This is a genomic window from Moorena bouillonii PNG (genome assembly GCF_001942495.1).
Classification (GTDB): domain Bacteria; phylum Cyanobacteriota; class Cyanobacteriia; order Cyanobacteriales; family Coleofasciculaceae; genus Moorena; species Moorena bouillonii.
The window spans coordinates 5,907,911-5,924,586 of sequence record NZ_MKZS01000001.1 but is presented as its reverse complement, the minus strand read 5'-3'; the positions used below and the strand labels follow the sequence as shown (position 1 = coordinate 5,924,586).

Below are 16,676 nucleotides of genomic sequence, written 5' to 3'. Positions count from 1 at the left end.
TAACTTTCAACGGGCTAACCTTGGCCTATTGGCCACGCTACGCGAACAACCTGCTCACCTTCAACCTGCTCACCTTCAACCTGCTAACTTTCAACCTGCTCACCTTCAACCTGCTCACCTTCAACCTGCTCACCTTCAACCTGCTAACTTTCAACCTGCTAACTTTCAACGGGCTAACCTTGGCCTATTGGCCACGCTACGCGAACAACCTGCTAACCTTCAACGGGCTAACCTTGGCCTATTGGCCACGCTACGCGAACAACCTGCTAACATTCAACCTGCTAACCTTGGCCTATTGGCCACGCTACGCGAACAACTAATCACCTATCAACAAAGACCACTGCTCCAAAGACCACTGACTCAAAGACCACTGATTCAAGGGCCAGGTGATCAAGATTGCTAATAAGCTGATTCCTAAAAGGATAGTCAGTACATAAAACTGTGATTTACCGGAAACGCTGTATTTTAGGCTTTGACCACTAAATACTGTTCCTAAACCAACCAGATTGACTAACCCATCAACGATATATCTATCAACCCAAGCTGTAATCTTGGAAAATAGGAGAACAGCAAACACGATGGTGTAACGATACAGTTCGTCCAGGTAAAAGTCATAGGCGAATAGGTCTTGGAACAATTTCAACGGCATCCGAATTGACCGCGACCAGGTTCTGGGTAGGTAAATTAAAGCCCCTGTAGTGCAACCTACGACACTAGAGATTATCAAGCTTACCTCGGCTAGGAGATTGAGATCCTCCCATTCCGATAGCAATTCCATCGGACGTATTAGCACTGGTACCAGCAATGTCAGTATGGTTAACGCTACCATTGGTAAGGCCATAGCCCACGGTACTTCTGGTGCTCGACGGGTCTTCGCTTGTGGTTTCCCTAGGAAAACTAGCCGAAACACCCGGACTAAACCTAAGGCAGTAACTGCGTTAACGAAGAGAAAGGGTATGACCAGAAGAGGGGCATCAAACCAAAAGGCGTTAATCCCTTCACTCATTGCCCAAAAGCCACCCAGGGGGAAAAGTCCAATCAGACCAACCATACCCACGGCAAAGGCAGTGCTAGTAGCGGGCATTTTTGACCCTAAGCCCCCCAATTCAGCTAAATTTTGGTTATTGGTGTTGAAGATTACCCCCCCGATGCTCATAAACATCAAGGCTTTAGCAAAGGCATGGGCAACCAGTAAAATCACACCAATATCAGCGCGCTGCATTCCAACCGCGATAAATACTAAACCAATGTAAGCGCTGGTGGAATGGGAAAGCGATCGCTTAATATCGATTTGTGCGATCGCTACCATTGAGGTGCCTAGTGCTGTGATAGTACCAATAACTACTAACACCGATAAGGTCAACGGTGAGACCATGGTCACGATCGGCACCAGTTTAATCAGCACATAAGTACCACAAGTCACCACCAAGGAATTCCGCAGTACTGAAGCGGGATTGGGTCCCTCCATCGCCTCATCCAACCATAAATTCAAGGGGAATTGGGCACATTTACCAATTGGACCAGCAATCAAAGCCAATCCCAGTAAGTTACCCACTAGTGGCGGTAGATTAGCTGAATAAGCCCAGGTATACAAGTCTGAAAAGGTTAAGCTTCCCGCAAAGGTGGCTAAGCTCACCACCCCAACTAGCAGCAAGATATCTCCTACACGCTTGGTTAGAAAAGCATCTCGGGCAGCTTTGAGTGCCAAAGGCTGAGCGTACCAAAAACCCACAATGAGCAAAGTACACACCGTGAGCATCTCCAACAGAGCATAGGTCAGGAATAAGGAATTACTCAAGACAATTCCGATCAATGCCCCTTCAAAAAATCCCATCAGGGCAAAGAAGCGAGCTAATCCCCAATCTTTCTCCATATATCCGAGAGCATAGAGTTGCGCCAATAGACTTAGGCTGGTGATAAACTCCATTGCTGCAGTACTCACTGGTGAGACTTCCAGAACAAATGATATGTCAATATCAGCAACCATTAGCCAGTGAAACTCTATCTCTTGCACCGCTTCCTGTAATGAAGCTTGGAAGATCAGCCAGCCATGAATGCAGGCGAAAAGTGTCATCAACAGGTTAAAGTAAGCCGCTGGTCTCGGTCCCGTACGACGCACTATTCCTGTTGCCCAGGGGATAGTTAAAAATGCCCCAATCCAACTGTAAATGGGAACTACCCAAATCGTCTGAGTAAGCAACTCAGTCATCACGCCTTGACCTCATCATTTCTGCAATCAATTAAATAAAAATCGGTACTAATTAGCCCAAACGTCTTTTTAAAGTGACGATTTTCCTCGGTTTACAGCTAATAATGTGGTGATTTGTCTTAAATCATTACTATTTTTACAACTTTATCAGTTAAGGGTTATCTTGGACATAATCCAGGCTTATTTTTTCCGAATATTTTTTTTATTATTACCATAAAACACTGGTTTTGGAATCATGACAAGTAACCTTTATAGAACCCATCAAGCTAACTTATTCAAGGTCAAGTCTGGCTTGACAACCGATCAAGCTAAGGGATTAAAGCTCAAATCAGGCTTGACAACCCATCTATCCACCCATCTATCCTTAGTCAGGTTAGAGCGACCCAGTTCCCAGTGCCGTAACCCAGGAACTCGGTGACCGCACTCAAATTCTGGCGCTTAGTGAGGATTACTTATCTAAAAGTTATAAAAAAATTATAAAACAAAAGCAACCATTCTCCAAAACGGTGAATTTTCGTTAACTAATCTAGCTGACCCCCTCGGAATGTTAAGTTTTGTTAAGGTCTCTCATTAAGAAGTATTATCATATTTTATATTGTCAAATACGCCAAGGTTCTCTATGCTTAGTTTTGGTTGTCCTTTAAACAAAGATGTTGAGGGCATTCCCCGTCTACTATCTTTGTTTCAGCCGGGGTGTTAGCGTAGCGTGGCCGAAAGGCCAGGGAAACAATCACTTTTGGTTAGGCAAACCCACACCCCCCTCCACCCTTTAATCCCCCCCAAACTAACCATGAGGCGGATTAAGACCGGAGCAAGGGAAGCACAGAAGCACGACCAATACACTTAGCTACCTGAGTTAGCTAGGTGAATTAGCTAGGTCAGTTAGCTAGGTCAGTTAGCTACCTGCTATGGGCTTGGTCGGCTCACGTTCTGACGGTGTATCGAAAAGGCCGATTTACCCGGCAACATTGCAGTTATCTGCAATACCACAGAAACCCTAACTACACTGCCCTAACTACACTGCAAGGTTAGTTAGGGAGCGTTCATCACTCTTATTTGACTAATCCACTAGGAGAAAAGCGAAATGCCAATTGCTGTTGGAATGATTGAAACTGAGGGCTTTCCAGCTGTTGTAGAAGCAGCTGATGCGATGGTTAAAGCCGCTCGCGTCACCCTTGTGGGTTATGAAAAAATCGGTAGCGCTCGTGTAACCGTGATTGTGCGGGGAGATGTCTCCGAGGTGCAAGCTTCCGTATCCGCTGGGATAGAATCAGCAAACCGGGTGAATGGAGGTAAGGTGGTATCAACCCACATCATCGCTCGTCCCCATGAAAACTTAGAGTATGTCCTACCAATTCGTTACAGCGAAGCTGTGGAACAGTTCCGTAGCTACTAGCCAAGATGCTCCTAAAAACCATAGAGAGTCTAGAGGCAATTGGCACAAGCTTGGGTGCTGAACTCGTTGGTATGCAGTGACTATAGGTTTAGCTTAAGGGCTTATATGCCGTCACAACCATCCCACGTGTGGTCAGCGCGTGGGTTGATCAAAATCTTGATAAACGTCTAGGAGTAAAATTCATGTCAATTGCTGTGGGAATGGTGGAAACCCTTGGTTTTCCAGCGGTTGTAGAAGCCGCAGATGCTATGGTGAAAGCGGCTCGTGTCACCCTTGTGGGTTATGAAAAAATTGGTAGCGCTCGTGTAACCGTGATTGTGCGGGGAGATGTGTCTGAGGTGCAAGCTTCCGTATCTGCTGGGGTTGATAACGTTAAGCGTGTTAATGGAGGTCAGGTATTATCTACCCATATTATTGCTCGACCTCACGAAAACCTGGAGTATGTTCTACCAATTCGTTATACCGAAGATGTGGAACAGTTCCGGGAGAGTACTAACGCCATCCGTCCGATGAACCGTCCATAATCGTCCGCCAATTTGAGATTCAAGACATGCCGGTGTCAAGTAGGGGATGTGCTTACCATGAGGGGAGAGATTGCTTGATCCACTAGTTTTGGCTTGGCCATATAACTGCTCCCTAATCCATCTCCCCCCAAGTCCTGTCACCCCAAGTCCTGTTAATAAGTTAGGTCAATGCAAATTGCCAAGGTCCGAGGCACGGTCGTTAGTACTTATAAAGATCCTAGTCTTAGAGGAACTAAATTCCTTTTCCTGCAATACCTAGATGATGCAGGAGAACCACTCCCCAAGTATGAGGTAGCAGCTGACATAGTCGGTGCTGGTATAAATGAGTGGGTGCTAGTCAGCCGTGGCAGCGCGGCTCGGCAAGTCGGTGAGAGTGACAAGCGTCCCATCGACGCTATGGTGGTGGGGATTATTGACACGGTCAGTGTGGACAATAGCATGCTCTACAGCAAAAAAGACCAGTATTAGTGAGTAGGTTCGGACAATAGTAGCTTTGGGTAGTAGCTTTGGGTAGTAGCTTATGGCTTGTTATCCATTGCTCGATTCTGACTTGGGCCCTTTTGCTTTCCAAAGCAGTTATTTGTAACGATAAGCCATAACGGTAGAGGTTAACTATTAACAATCCAGCAATTTCTGCGTGATTACAATTCCCGAGTGGGAGCAGCAGAAATAACTAACCCCCAATCCTCAAGTGTGGGGCTTGACAAAAATCTATTTCATGACAGTGTATCTCAAATAAAAATTAGGAGGAAAACATCTATGGCATTTAGCACCCAGGCAGCTCCCCCAACACCTTGGTCACGGGATCTGGCTGAACCAAAAATTGATGACACAGCTTATGTCCATTCTTTTTCCAACATTATTGGAGATGTAGAGATTGGGCCAAATGTATTGATTGCCTCGGGAACCTCGATTCGAGCTGATGAAGGGGGACCATTTTACATCGGTGAAGGTACCAATATTCAAGATGGTGTTGTGATTCATGGTCTTGAAGACGGTCGGGTTGTTGGGGATGACCAGGAAGAGTACTCAGTTTGGATTGGCAAGGATGCATCGATTACCCACATGAGCCTGATTCATGGTCCTGCTTATGTTGCGGATGATTGCTTTATTGGCTTTCGCTCTACGGTGTTTAATGCTAGAGTTGGCAAGGGCTGTATTGTGATGATGCATGCCCTTGTTCAGGATGTCGAAATTCCTCCCGGTAAATATGTTCCTTCCGGAGCGGTGATTACTAATCAGCAGCAAGCTGACCGACTACCGGATGTAGAAGAGCAAGATAGAACGTTTGCTAACCATGTGGTGGCAATCAATGATGCATTGCGGGCGGGTTATCAGTGTGCAGAGGATGATTCCTGCATGATACCCATCCGCAAGGAAATTGCTGACAATGCTGACTCTAATGGTCATAGTAGCCCTGATAGTTCCCATAAATCTTTCAGATCAATGTCTTCAAATACAGGATTAAGTTCAGAGCTTCAACAACGAGTTCGTCAACTGTTAGGCCAAGGATACCGAATTGGTGCTGAATATGCTGATGAGCGTCGCTTCCGTACTAGTTCCTGGAAGAGTGCTTCCGGAATACACTCCGATCGTGAATCAGAAGTGCTCCAATCCTTGGGTGATTGTCTGGCAGACCACGCTGGTGAGTATGTCCGACTAATTGGGATTGACCCGAAAGCTAAACGCCGGGTGTGTGAAGAGATTATCCAAAAACCGGGTGGCCCTGTTTCTGGAAGTTCCACTGGATCTGGTTCAAGAAGCTACAGCCCCTATAGCTCTGCTCCTCAACCTACTGCGGGTTTCTCTAGCAATGGCTTAGACTCATCAGTGGATGATCTAGTTCGTCAACTGTTGTCCCAAGGGTATCGGATTGGTATTGAGTATGCTGATGAGCGTCGCTTCCGGACTAGTTCCTGGAAGAGTGCCCCTGGCATAAGCTCCGATAACCTATCACAAGCTTTGGCAGACCTAGGGGCTTGTTTGGCAGACCACGCTGGTGAGTATGTCCGATTGATTGGCATTGACGCGAAAGCCAAGCGCCGGGTGATGGAAAAGATTATTCAAAAACCTGGGGACACGGTAAACCCTGGTGCTAAACCTAGTAGTAGTTATAGCTATACTCCCAGTTCAACCCAATCCTCAGGATTCAATGGCAGCAAGGTTTCTGGTTCATCCTTGAGTCAAGATATCGTTGAGAAGATCCGTAACCTGTTGTCCCAAGGTTATCGGATTGGTACTGAACATGCGGATAAACGTCGATTCCGCACCAGTTCTTGGCAGAGTTGCTCCCCCATTGACTCTACTCGGGTTTCAGAGGTGGTTGAAGGTCTAGAAACCTGCTTGGTTCAACATTCGGGTGAGTATGTACGGTTGATTGGTATTGATCCGAAAGCTAAACGGCGTGTTCTAGAGACGCTGATTCAAAAGCCTTAATTTATAAGCATAGCACAGGGAACAGGGAACAGATAGGGAAGTGTGGGAAGTGTGGGAAGTGTGGGAAGTGTGGGGAGATGGGAAGAAGCCCCAATACCGTACTGCATCCCTTAGAAAACAAACCGTCAAACCCTATCCCCCTACTCCCTTGCTGCGAGAACCATTTATTTAAATCAAGACCAGCTTATTGATAGGTATTAGACTTCTTGCAACGGTAAAGAAGCCCTCAAAAATGATAGTGCTAGAGTCAAATTTAATCCCAAAACCCTTTACCCAAAACCCTTTACCCCCAAAACTGCGGCGAAGTCTACTGTGCCAAAAATTATGCACTTGCCTAAACTTCAATTGAGTAATAATTCTCATATATACGTGGAAGGAAATGTGAGCATTGATCCTAGTGCTGTTATTTCAGCAGGGGTAATTTTGCGAGCGGATCGAGATAGTAAAATAACGATTGCAGCCGGTGTTTGTATCGGTATGGGAGCAATTATTCATGCTCACAAAGGTACTGTGGAGGTGGAATCAGGAGCGAGTTTAGGCGCTGGGGTTCTGGTCGTCGGGAAGGGAAAAATTGGCGCTAATGCTAGTATTGGCTCCCTGACGACAATTTGGAATCATTCTGTAGAATCCCTACAAGTGGTGCCATCAGCGTCGGTGTTGGGGGATAAGGGGCGTCCATTACCGGAAGAGTCTCAACCAAATCCTGATAGCTTGGAGCAGAAACCTCAGGAGTTGTCATCAACTGTACCTGATCAAAGCTTTACCACGGAATCTGTAAATGGTCAAGTGCCATCCACTAGTAATACGGTGGCTACAGATACAACAGATACAACGCAAAGCAATTCTATAGAGACTAATTCTACAGATACCAATTCTATAGAGACTAATTCTACAGAGACTAACACAACAGAGACTATTGAGGCTGAGACGACCCCTGAGTCGCAGACAGAATCACCAGCTCCGAAGACTCAGCCTACTGTTCATGGGCAGGGGAGCTTGAACCGATTACTGGATACTTTGTTTCCTTACAATCAATCTTTTAATAGTCCTAGCAAAGACACATAGTAGCTGCCTAGATCCATCTCTTGTTTGCGATCGCGTAATTTGTGATCGCGTAGCGTGACATTCGGTCAATCGAGTAATTTGCGATCGCATAACAGCTCCCTAGAAGTATCCCTTACGGTCATGATCACTTGCCATAGCTGAGGTCTGCCGTGGTGACGCTCCTACACTTCCCTATCCGTTAAGTGTAAGCTTCTAGCACTCCTTAGAGCTACTAAAACTTCCTTTGAGGTACTATTAGTTATAGAGCTATCTATAACCGGATTCCCTTTACGGCGTTTTATAGTGGGGAACACGCCCAGCCCCACTCGTTTTAGGTTAATTGCAGCATTTACGTCGCGATCAACCAATAACATTTCTTGCTCATCCCAATACTCGCGGAGGTCGCAATCCGTGAATACAAACTCGTCTCGATAGCTTAACAGCTGAGAGGTATAGGCAGGGTTACACTTTTTCGTTACTGCTCCAGCTTTTCCAGCTATGTAGTCCAGTACCTCAAAGAACTGCCCAAACCCTGCGTCCAACCAAGACTTATTTAATCCAGATTTAGCAGACTGTCCATTAGGCAAATATCCACCCTTCCCATCTGGCTTGGGTTTATTTCGTTGATTTAAACCAGTAAGGTTCAAATTTTCATAATAGAAAACTTTTTTTCCGGTTCTAACCAGAACATGAGCTGTTTTATAGGCATGATCCTTTCGGCTCCTAGCAATCCGTTGATGTATTCTCGCTTCACGCGATTGCAATTTCCTTCTAGCTTTACTGCCTTTTGTCTTGGCATTCTTTTTTGTCTGTACCTTTTCTAAATCAGAATGATTTTTACGGTAAGACTTAAGTGAAGGTAGTTTGGTGTTTTCAGATGTTGCTAGATAATCGTCTCCGTAAAGTACGGCATCCAACCCTATACCATTATCCCAAGTGGGAATAACACTTTCTGGTGTAAACGCTGGTACTGTAGAATCTTCTAAGCATAAGGTTGTATACCAACCATCGGTTTTCTTGGTGATTAGAATATTCTTGATCTTAAACCCGTCGGGCAGCGGACGATGTAGGCGTACCTTAAGCCAGCCCTTGAGTTTACTTATCTTTAGCCATATCCATTTCTTCTCGATTCTGGCTACAGAAAAACAGTCTTTCCCATCTATCTTTAAAGTCCTGTATCTAGCTTGATTTTTAAATCGCGGTTTTCCGCTACGACTACCATTACAATCGCCTTTGATGAATCGACTGAAAGCTAGGTCTGCTCTTTTACATACGTCCTGTAAAGTATTCGCCGGAACTCGGGTAAAGTCCAGCAATTCACCTGAGTGGACAACTGTCACCAAGTCTTTTTTCCAGATTGGTAACAGCTTTTTTTGACTGAAATAACCGGGGTTATCTCTGAGTTCTGGTAGATAAGTAATCAACGGACAAGAATTAACAGCAGTGCGGTTTTCATTCCACCACCGAAAGCGATCGCCCAACTGCCAGTTGTACCAGTACCGACAAATCCGTAGCCAATCATTTAGTTCTAGTTTTTGTTGACTACTTGGATAAGCCTGGTATTGGTAGTTGAGCAGCATCACGATCACCTCCTAGTTTTTATTGCGCTTTATATATTAAAGACTGTAGTGCTTCTCAATTAGGTGAGGGACTTTCGTCTTAGGGAGTAGGGAGATGGAGAGATGGAGAGATGGGGAGATTGAGAGATGAGGAGATGAGGAGATGGGGAGATGGTGAGATGAGGAGATGGGGAGTTTTATTATAATTGTTGGCTAATTTCAAAATTAATTAATTCACTACTATGAAAAACCCTATACTAATCAGGCAATTTGGCATTGTCAACTTTAGGGCTTTTGATAAAGTATTGACATGGATTTATGAGGTGACTATAATTCAAGCTAACTCTATTAGTTTAACATCAATTAGATAAATCATAATAATTTATCATCACAAAAAAATCCTGTTGACTATTTCCTACCGTTCCCTGTTACCTGTTCCCTATTCTATACATACTGAACGAGGATACTTTCTGTGACTAATCTTTCTCACCAATTCGCTCTTGTTACTACTGCTGTCGCTTTAACTTCTGCTACTGTTGCAGTTTTACCGGCTGCTGCTGAGCAGATAATTAACCAAGAATTCAGTGGCGAACTTGAATTATCGGATTTTCCTGATTTTCTGCCAGAGCCTCCTCCTGAAACTAGAGATTACGAGGGGTTTGTTGAGTACAATACTGAAGGGGAATTACTCTCTTGGTTTCTTGATGTAGAAGGTTTAGAGCAAGTCGGTTCTGATATTACCCTTGAACCGTTGCCTTCTCCTTTTCCTTCTCCTCTTCCTGTTCCTCCTAGAAACTTTATTACGACCTTTGACGCTACCCCTGATAGTTGGATTCTAGATATCGATTTTGGTAGGGCTGTTGATGCCGGGGCTTATACCCTTACCTGGAACAGAGACTCAGGAATTACCTTTACTCTTGGAGGTTCCCTATTACCTCCAACTGTCTATGTTGATCCTAATCCTACGTTTAAGGAAACGATCACCGAGGATCCCTCAAAGCCAGATCCAACCAGTGTACCTGAACCTGCGTCTGGATTAGCGCTACTGGGAATTACTGCTTTAGGTGCTGGTTCATTGTTGAGAAAAAAGGATAAATAATTTGGAAAAGCCCCCTAAATCCCCCAACTTTGGGGGACTTTGATAGTTTTATTCCCCCCAAAATTGGGGGGCTAGGGGGGCATAATCCTAGCGATAAATTTGCCTTTACAAGTCCTATTTTATAAAAATAAGCCCTAAGTTTAGAGCGGGTTAAGTCCATTATTATGGACTTGTTTTTGTGATAATCTATAAACTTAATTGCAAGTATAAATCCCTGTAAGAGCTACCACAACTGTAAGTTGCTGGAGCAACATCGCGAAATAAAAAACAAAAAAGCCAGAGGCTATCCTAAAAAAAGAGAAGTCAGTAATTTGGCGTATAAGTTAATTTAATATTTCCACTGTTGTCACCCTTTGTGATAGTCTAATTTTAGCAAATGTGATCGAGTTATTTTTTGTCACAGAAGAATAATTCGGCAGAAAGGTTAAAGTTTTACCAGGTTAAATCGTCTGATAAATTCTTAGGTGCTTGAGATTTTTTGGAAACTATCCAAAATCTTAATTGCCCACTTGGCGGTGCAATTAACTCAATTTATCTACTTACTCAACCAGGAGAATTACTTTGATTAATTTTTCTAAACAATTAGGTGTTGTTACTACTGCTATCGCTTTAACCTCTGCTACTGTTGGAGTTTTACCCGCTGCTGCTTTCCAGATAATCAAGCATGAATTCAGTGGCACACTTGAATTGTTGTATTATCCTAGTTTTTTTTCGTCAGAGCCTCCTTTTCCAACTATAAATTACGAGGGATTTGTTGAGTACACTACTGAAGGGGAATTACTCTCTTTGTTTCTTGATGGGCCATTACTCTATTTTTTTCCTGATATTAATCCTCGAACCGTTTTTACTACAGTAGGTTCTGATATTATTAGTAATAATAGGATTGAAAATCAGTATTCTTATCCTCCTATTACGTTTAAAGCTACCCCTGATAATTGGACTCTAGATCGCGATTTTGGTAGGTTTATGGACTTAGGAGGTGAGACCTTTAGGTGGAACAGAGAGTCAGGAATTAGGTTTTCTCGTGACTTCGCATTCCTTGGTTCAATTATCTATGTTGATCCCAATCCTAATTTTAAGGAAACCATTACCAACGATCCGTCAAAGCCATATCCAACCAGTGTACCTGAACCTGTGTCTGGATTAGCGCTACTGGGAATTAGTGCTTTAGGGGCTGGTTCATTGTTGAAAAGAAAGGATAAATAATAAGGGATTATTGTTCAGGATTATTTCAAAGTTATAGACCCTAATTATAGATCGATTTAAGTCCATTTTTAGGGACTTTTTTTGTGTTATAATAATCTCTAAACTTAATTGCAAGTATACATCCCTGTGATGGTTACCGCAAGTGTAAGTGACTGGATCGATCTCGCCAAGGAACGAACCAAAGATGCAGAGGCTATCCTAAAAAATAGAATTCAGTAAATTGGCGTATAAGTTAATTTAATATTTCCACTGTCGTCACCCTTTGTGATAGTCTAATTTTAGCAAAGGTGATCGAGTTATTTTTTGTTCCAGAAGAATAATTCGGCATAAAGGTTAAAGTTTTACCAGATTAAATTGTCTTATCAATTCTTCGGTGCTTGAGATTTTTTTGGAAACTATCCAAAATCTTAATTGCCCACTTAGCGGTGCAATTAACTCAATTTATCTACTTACTCAACCAGGAGAATTACTTTGATTAATTTTTCTAAACAATTAGGTGTTGTTACTACTGCTATCGCTTTAACCTCTGCTACTGTTGGAGTTTTACCGGCTGCTGCTTTCCAGATAATCAAGCATGAATTCAGTGGCACTCTTGAATTATTGTCTTCTCCTATAATCGATGAGCCTATAATCGATGAGCCTATACCTATAATCGATGAGCCTATACCTATAATCGATGAGCCTCCTCCCCAAACTATAGATTATGATGGATTTGTTGAGTACAATACTGAAGGGGAATTACTCTCTTGGTTTCTTGATGTAGAAGGTTTATCTGGATTAGGTTTTGAGAGTGGGGAATTGTGGCCTTATTGTTCTACTATTACTTCTCCTACTATTACTTCTCCTACTATTACTTCTCCTACTATTACTTTTAGTCCTATAAACCCTTCTCCTAGTCCTTTTCTTAGTATCATCACTCTTTGTATGTTTAAAGCTACCCCTGATAGTTGGATTATAGATATCGATTTTGGTAGAGTTATAGGCCTAGGAGGTCAAACCCTTACCTGGGAAAGAGAGTCAGGAATTACATTTAATATTGGGGGTACTCGAGGAACTGATATTACCTATGTTGATCCTAATCCTAATTTTAAGGAAACTATCACCAACCTTCCCTCAAACTGGGTTAATGTTGATCCTAATCCCAATTTTAGCGTAACCATCACCAACCTTACCTCAAAGCCAGATATAACTAGTGTACCTGAACCTGTGTCTGGATTAGCGCTACTGGGAATTAGTGCTTTAGGTGCTGGTTCATTCTTGAAAAGAAAGGATAATTAATAAGGGATTATTGTTCAGGATTATTTCAGAGTTATAGACCCTAATTATAGATCGATTTAAGTCCATTATTATGGACTTTTTTTTGTGTTATAATCTATCAAATTAATTGTAATTATACTTGTAATGGTTCCTAATAATTACAAAGACTGGCTAGATATTGCAAATGAACGGGCGGCAGATGCAGAGGCTATACTCAAAAATAGAAGTCAATCAATTGGATCAGTTTATATGGCAGGCTATGCCATTGAATCTAGTCTCAAGGCTTTATTACGATCTAGAAATAAATCATTTCCGAAACATGGCAATCAGGGGCATAATCTACGGGGTTTATGGGAAGCAGCGGGATTTCGTCTCTCCGATATCCGTGACTCTACAGGTGCAAAGACATTTTTTATAGAAAACTGGGATACATCCCTACGTTATCAAATAACCTGTAATAGTAGCCTGACAATGGCGGAGTTGGTAGATGGAGCAAAGCAGTTAACAAACTTTATAAAGTTTAAAATTAGTCCTAAATCCGGGAGGCGCAGATGAACCATTCAGAAATCAAAGAGCGTATTCATCAAAATATGTCGCGGGCAGCTTTAGATATTACTGAGCTGCGGGTTAAACCCGATCCGTTTCTAGGCTGGCGTATTGCTGTCATTTCCCTAGGATTTGATGGCAAATCCAAACAAGAACGTAAGAACATTGCTCTAGAGGGACTAGAAGAATTGACCATTCAGTGGTTAGATTTGCTAACTCCTCAGGAGCAGGAGCAGGAATGGGCTGACTCTGTTCCCATTGATTCTACCCTGGAAAATGTACCCTTTTGGCCTGAAGCTCTGGCTCGCTCTGGCTCTAGTAATCCTGAAGCAATCCTATTTCCATCGGATCTAGACGAAGACCTTGACCGACCGATCGTTGCAACATTTTATTCCCTCAGAGGAGGAGTTGGTCGCTCAACTGCCCTGGCTTATACTGCCCGAATTCTTGCTAGTCGTGGACGCACTGTGCTCTGTGTTGACATGGATTTAGAAGCTCCAGGATTAGCGGCTTTGTTTGGAAAGGAAGACGAGATTAAGGATCAACAGGGGTTGGTATTTGTTTTACTAAGTTTGGAGCAAGGGGAAGAGCCTGACATCCGTAATCATATTCTGAGGGTTTCTGAAACTGATGAGATTTACTGTATTCCGGCAGGTTTGCCCAATGCCAATTATGCGCGTTTACTGAGCTTTATGGAACCTGGAGCTTGGTATCGGGAAGATAGAAATCCATTACGTGAACTGATTCAGATTTTAAGTAGTGATCGTCTTCCTTTCAAACCTGATGTCATTTTACTAGATGCTCGCACAGGAATGACTCCTCTCAATGGACCGCTCCTGTTTGACTTGGCTGATCTGGCAATTATTGTTTTCTTTCCTCATCTTCAAGCTCAAAGGAGTATAGGTGAACTGGTTCGTGCGTTGCTTGCTGCTGAAACTAGACGAACTGAAACTGACAAGCGGCTTACTCCAGAGCCGCGATTTATTGTGTCTCCAATTCCTGCTAGTAAAGCACCAGAAGTTGTGGAACGATACCAACATAGAGCTATTGAATGGATTGGAGAGTGGCTCTCTGTGCTGAGGGATAAACAATCGAGATCAGAGCCGATTAAAGAATCAGATATTACACATTTTATTCCCTATCGAGAAGAGATTGCTACATCAGATAAAATTTTATCTAATCAAGAAACGTGGCGTGATTTTGAGCCGGTTGCTGAATGGTTAGAACGTTTTCTCCCTACAGCTAGTGAAGAAGAGCTACCGAATAGTTTGTCCGATAGTAAGGGGCAAATTTTAAACGAGTTAGAATTTTCTGCAGGAAGAGCAGAATACCAAGATAATTTTCTGGAAACCTTTGTAGAAACACAGTTAGTCAATCGCGCCCTTCACCCTCGCATCCCTCTAATCCTTGGTCGTAAAGGTACTGGTAAAACGGCTATTTTCCGTCGTCTGCTGGAAGATTCTGAGAAAACTTCCATTGTAGTGTTATCCCCCAGTGGTCTCAAAAACGATCGCCCGTGGGTTATTAACTCTGAAGGTTTCACCGCCATTGATGGGGCTTTAGAAACTACAGGAAAAAGCTGGCGTGACTTCTGGTTACTCCAGACTTGTCTTGCCTGTCACCTATCCTGGCCTGGAGAGAAGCCTCAACCGGATGCCGCTCTATTACAATTTCTAGGGACTGATCCTACTAGGGAATTAGAGGTTGTGCGATGGTTTGAGAGTTTACTACCACAATCTCAAGTAGGTTTATTGGCAAGAGATTGGCTAACTCGTTTCGATCGTGCTGCACAATCTACTATTATTCTTCTTTTCGATGGACTTGATACAGGATTTGGAAATGAACAACCGAATCGAGAAAGACGCACTAAAGCAATTGAAGGGCTGCTTTCGTTGATTACTGATTTAGGGGACAATCTGAAAAAATTAAAATTCAAAGTTCTATTACGGGAAGATATCTGGCGTAGGCTTCGCTTCGATAATAAAAGTCACTTTTTCGGGCGTTCTGTAGTCCTTGAATGGCGTGAGCGAGCAGATTTTTTTAAAGTTATAATTAAGCAAGCTCTGAAATCGGATAGATTTAAAGTACTTGTCGTAAATTCAATTCAGCAAGGTAGTTTGTTATCAAATTTGTCATCAAGTAGTGACGCCTTTAGTGACTATTTGAGTGAATCACAGGTCTTTGAAATTTGGAATCTTTTGGTTGGTGAGCGGATGAAAGGGGGGAAATCTGCCTTTACTCGGAACTGGGTCTGGAAACGAATTGCTGATGGCAGTAACAACCATAGTCCCCGTGCTCTATTAGAACTTTTCGTAGAGGCGAAAGATTGGGAAATAAACGAGCAAGAGCGAAATCCTTATCAGAAAACTATCATCCGACCACGAGCTTTGAGTTCATCTCTTGAGAAGGTATCAGAAAAAGCATTAAGTGCTTTAATTGATGAAGAGTTTAGTGAACTTGAAGACTTGATTAATCGTCTGAGAAGTATAGGACGTTCGCCCTTCAAGCCAACTGATGTAACTGGACTAGATGATCAGTTTAATCTAGCTAGAGAAGTAGGTTTGTTATCTATTTATGAAGGAACTGAAGATGAGGTTGAACGTTATAAAGTTCCTGATCTTTATCTCTCTGGTATCGGTATGACGCGAAAGGGGCAAGCATAAATAAGATATTCCACCAAGTTTAAACTTTATCTGTAAAGGTAGGGAACAGGGAACAGGGAATAGGGAATAGGAAACAGGGAACAGGGAATAGGGAAAAAAAATTTATTTACCTAATTAGCCTACAGACCACTATACAAAAAAAAGCGATCGCATAATCTTTGCGATGCTCTGAAAGAGCCGCTACGCGAACGCTTTTTTTTACCCTTAAAATACCCCACCCAAAAAAATTCTAAAAACCCTTGACAACTTAAAAATATAATCATTACAATAATCATATAAACAAAATTCAAATCTTGAGCTATGTCGCAAGAATTTATCCCTAACCCCGACAATAATCCTGAACATCAAATTCCCGGAATTAATCCTGAAGATTTTTTCCCAAATAAACAACCTGTTCAGCACATTTTAAAGGGGCCTCGTCAAGCAGTAACTAATACTATTCATACCCTGTCTGCCATGGGCTACGCACAAGCTTCCGAGTGGAGTCCTCTGCAACCTACTGGCATGCCAGGTGAGGTGATTACTATCATCACTAAGTATTGGATGCTGCGTTAAGACGTTAGTTTCTGGGGGGGTTTCCCCCCCCTTGGCAAAGACAAAGGTTCCGGTATGATTAAATAGGATCATATTTCAATGGGTTCGGGAACTGAGTGACATAGCGATGCAGCGCGGTCTTGGGAAGGCAGCGCGGTCTTGGGGGTTCCCCCCATGAGCGACTGCCGTGGTTTCCCCCATGA

16 protein-coding genes are annotated in these 16,676 nt (G+C 43.0%); 14 read left to right on the top strand and 2 right to left on the bottom strand.

Annotated features, from left to right (window positions below):
- Nucleotides 1-403, top strand: a 403-nt coding sequence (locus BJP37_RS23995; protein ID WP_198954163.1) for a pentapeptide repeat-containing protein, incomplete at its 5' end; no start/stop codon positions are given.
- Here BJP37_RS23995 and BJP37_RS23990 read toward each other — a convergent pair.
- The gene (locus BJP37_RS23990) at nt 317-2,209 is read right to left on the bottom strand and encodes an NAD(P)H-quinone oxidoreductase subunit F (RefSeq protein WP_075902544.1); all 1,893 of its coding nucleotides are present in this window, start codon (nt 2,207-2,209) and stop codon (nt 317-319) included. The two genes, BJP37_RS23995 and BJP37_RS23990, sit on opposite strands and share 87 nt — an antisense overlap.
- A 235-nt stretch (nt 2,210-2,444) precedes the next feature.
- Here BJP37_RS23990 and BJP37_RS23985 point away from each other — a divergent pair, with 235 nt between their 5' ends.
- The 7 genes from BJP37_RS23985 (at nt 2,445) to ccmN (ending at nt 7,630) form a co-directional block, all read left to right on the top strand.
- On the top strand, nt 2,445-2,627 hold the full coding sequence (locus BJP37_RS23985; protein WP_075902542.1) for a hypothetical protein: 183 nt from the start codon (nt 2,445-2,447) through the stop codon (nt 2,625-2,627).
- Nucleotides 2,628-3,293: 666 nt separating this feature from the next.
- Complete coding sequence (locus BJP37_RS23980; protein WP_008185070.1) at nt 3,294-3,605, top strand: carbon dioxide-concentrating mechanism protein CcmK; 312 nt, start codon at nt 3,294-3,296, stop codon at nt 3,603-3,605.
- 182 nt (nt 3,606-3,787) lie between these two features.
- A complete protein-coding gene (locus BJP37_RS23975) occupies nt 3,788-4,129 on the top strand; it encodes a carbon dioxide-concentrating mechanism protein CcmK (RefSeq protein WP_044493402.1) in 342 nt (113 codons plus the stop codon).
- Between the two features lie 168 nt (nt 4,130-4,297).
- Nucleotides 4,298-4,597 (top strand): beta-carboxysome shell vertex protein CcmL, encoded by a 300-nt coding sequence (ccmL, locus tag BJP37_RS23970; RefSeq protein ID WP_008185074.1) that lies wholly within the window; start codon nt 4,298-4,300, stop codon nt 4,595-4,597.
- Between the two features lie 291 nt (nt 4,598-4,888).
- Nucleotides 4,889-6,565 carry a beta-carboxysome scaffolding protein CcmM gene (gene ccmM, locus BJP37_RS23965; protein WP_075902540.1) on the top strand — a complete coding sequence of 559 codons (1,677 nt, stop codon included), beginning with the start codon at nt 4,889-4,891 and terminating at the stop codon, nt 6,563-6,565.
- Nucleotides 6,566-6,605: 40 nt separating this feature from the next.
- Nucleotides 6,606-6,737, top strand: coding sequence for a hypothetical protein (locus BJP37_RS43890; protein WP_269087057.1), 132 nt, complete (start codon nt 6,606-6,608; stop codon nt 6,735-6,737).
- Nucleotides 6,738-6,889: 152 nt separating this feature from the next.
- On the top strand, nt 6,890-7,630 hold the full coding sequence (gene ccmN / locus BJP37_RS23960; RefSeq protein ID WP_075902538.1) for a beta-carboxysome scaffolding protein CcmN: 741 nt from the start codon (nt 6,890-6,892) through the stop codon (nt 7,628-7,630).
- Nucleotides 7,631-7,791: 161 nt separating this feature from the next.
- On the opposite strand, the gene BJP37_RS23955 is transcribed toward ccmN, so the two are convergent.
- Nucleotides 7,792-9,189: an RNA-guided endonuclease InsQ/TnpB family protein gene (locus tag BJP37_RS23955; protein WP_075902536.1), complete on the bottom strand. Its 1,398-nt coding sequence runs from the start codon at nt 9,187-9,189 to the stop codon at nt 7,792-7,794.
- 451 nt (nt 9,190-9,640) lie between these two features.
- Between BJP37_RS23955 and BJP37_RS23950 the strand changes: the two genes are divergently transcribed.
- The 6 genes from BJP37_RS23950 (at nt 9,641) to BJP37_RS23925 (ending at nt 16,494) form a co-directional block, all read left to right on the top strand.
- Nucleotides 9,641-10,267 (top strand): PEP-CTERM sorting domain-containing protein, encoded by a 627-nt coding sequence (locus BJP37_RS23950; protein ID WP_075902534.1) that lies wholly within the window; start codon nt 9,641-9,643, stop codon nt 10,265-10,267.
- Nucleotides 10,268-10,828: 561 nt separating this feature from the next.
- Nucleotides 10,829-11,473 (top strand): hypothetical protein, encoded by a 645-nt coding sequence (locus BJP37_RS23945; RefSeq protein WP_075902532.1) that lies wholly within the window; start codon nt 10,829-10,831, stop codon nt 11,471-11,473.
- A gap of 471 nt (nt 11,474-11,944) precedes the next feature.
- Nucleotides 11,945-12,751, top strand: coding sequence for a hypothetical protein (locus BJP37_RS39945; RefSeq protein WP_075902530.1), 807 nt, complete (start codon nt 11,945-11,947; stop codon nt 12,749-12,751).
- Between the two features lie 123 nt (nt 12,752-12,874).
- Complete coding sequence (locus BJP37_RS23935) at nt 12,875-13,285, top strand: HEPN domain-containing protein (RefSeq protein WP_075902528.1); 411 nt, start codon at nt 12,875-12,877, stop codon at nt 13,283-13,285.
- Nucleotides 13,282-15,939 (top strand): P-loop ATPase, Sll1717 family, encoded by a 2,658-nt coding sequence (locus tag BJP37_RS23930; protein WP_075902526.1) that lies wholly within the window; start codon nt 13,282-13,284, stop codon nt 15,937-15,939. The genes BJP37_RS23935 and BJP37_RS23930 overlap by 4 nt, the downstream gene beginning before the upstream one ends.
- Before the next feature lie 300 nt (nt 15,940-16,239).
- Nucleotides 16,240-16,494, top strand: coding sequence for a hypothetical protein (locus BJP37_RS23925; RefSeq protein WP_075902524.1), 255 nt, complete (start codon nt 16,240-16,242; stop codon nt 16,492-16,494).
- Nucleotides 16,495-16,676: the final 182 nt, after the last annotated feature.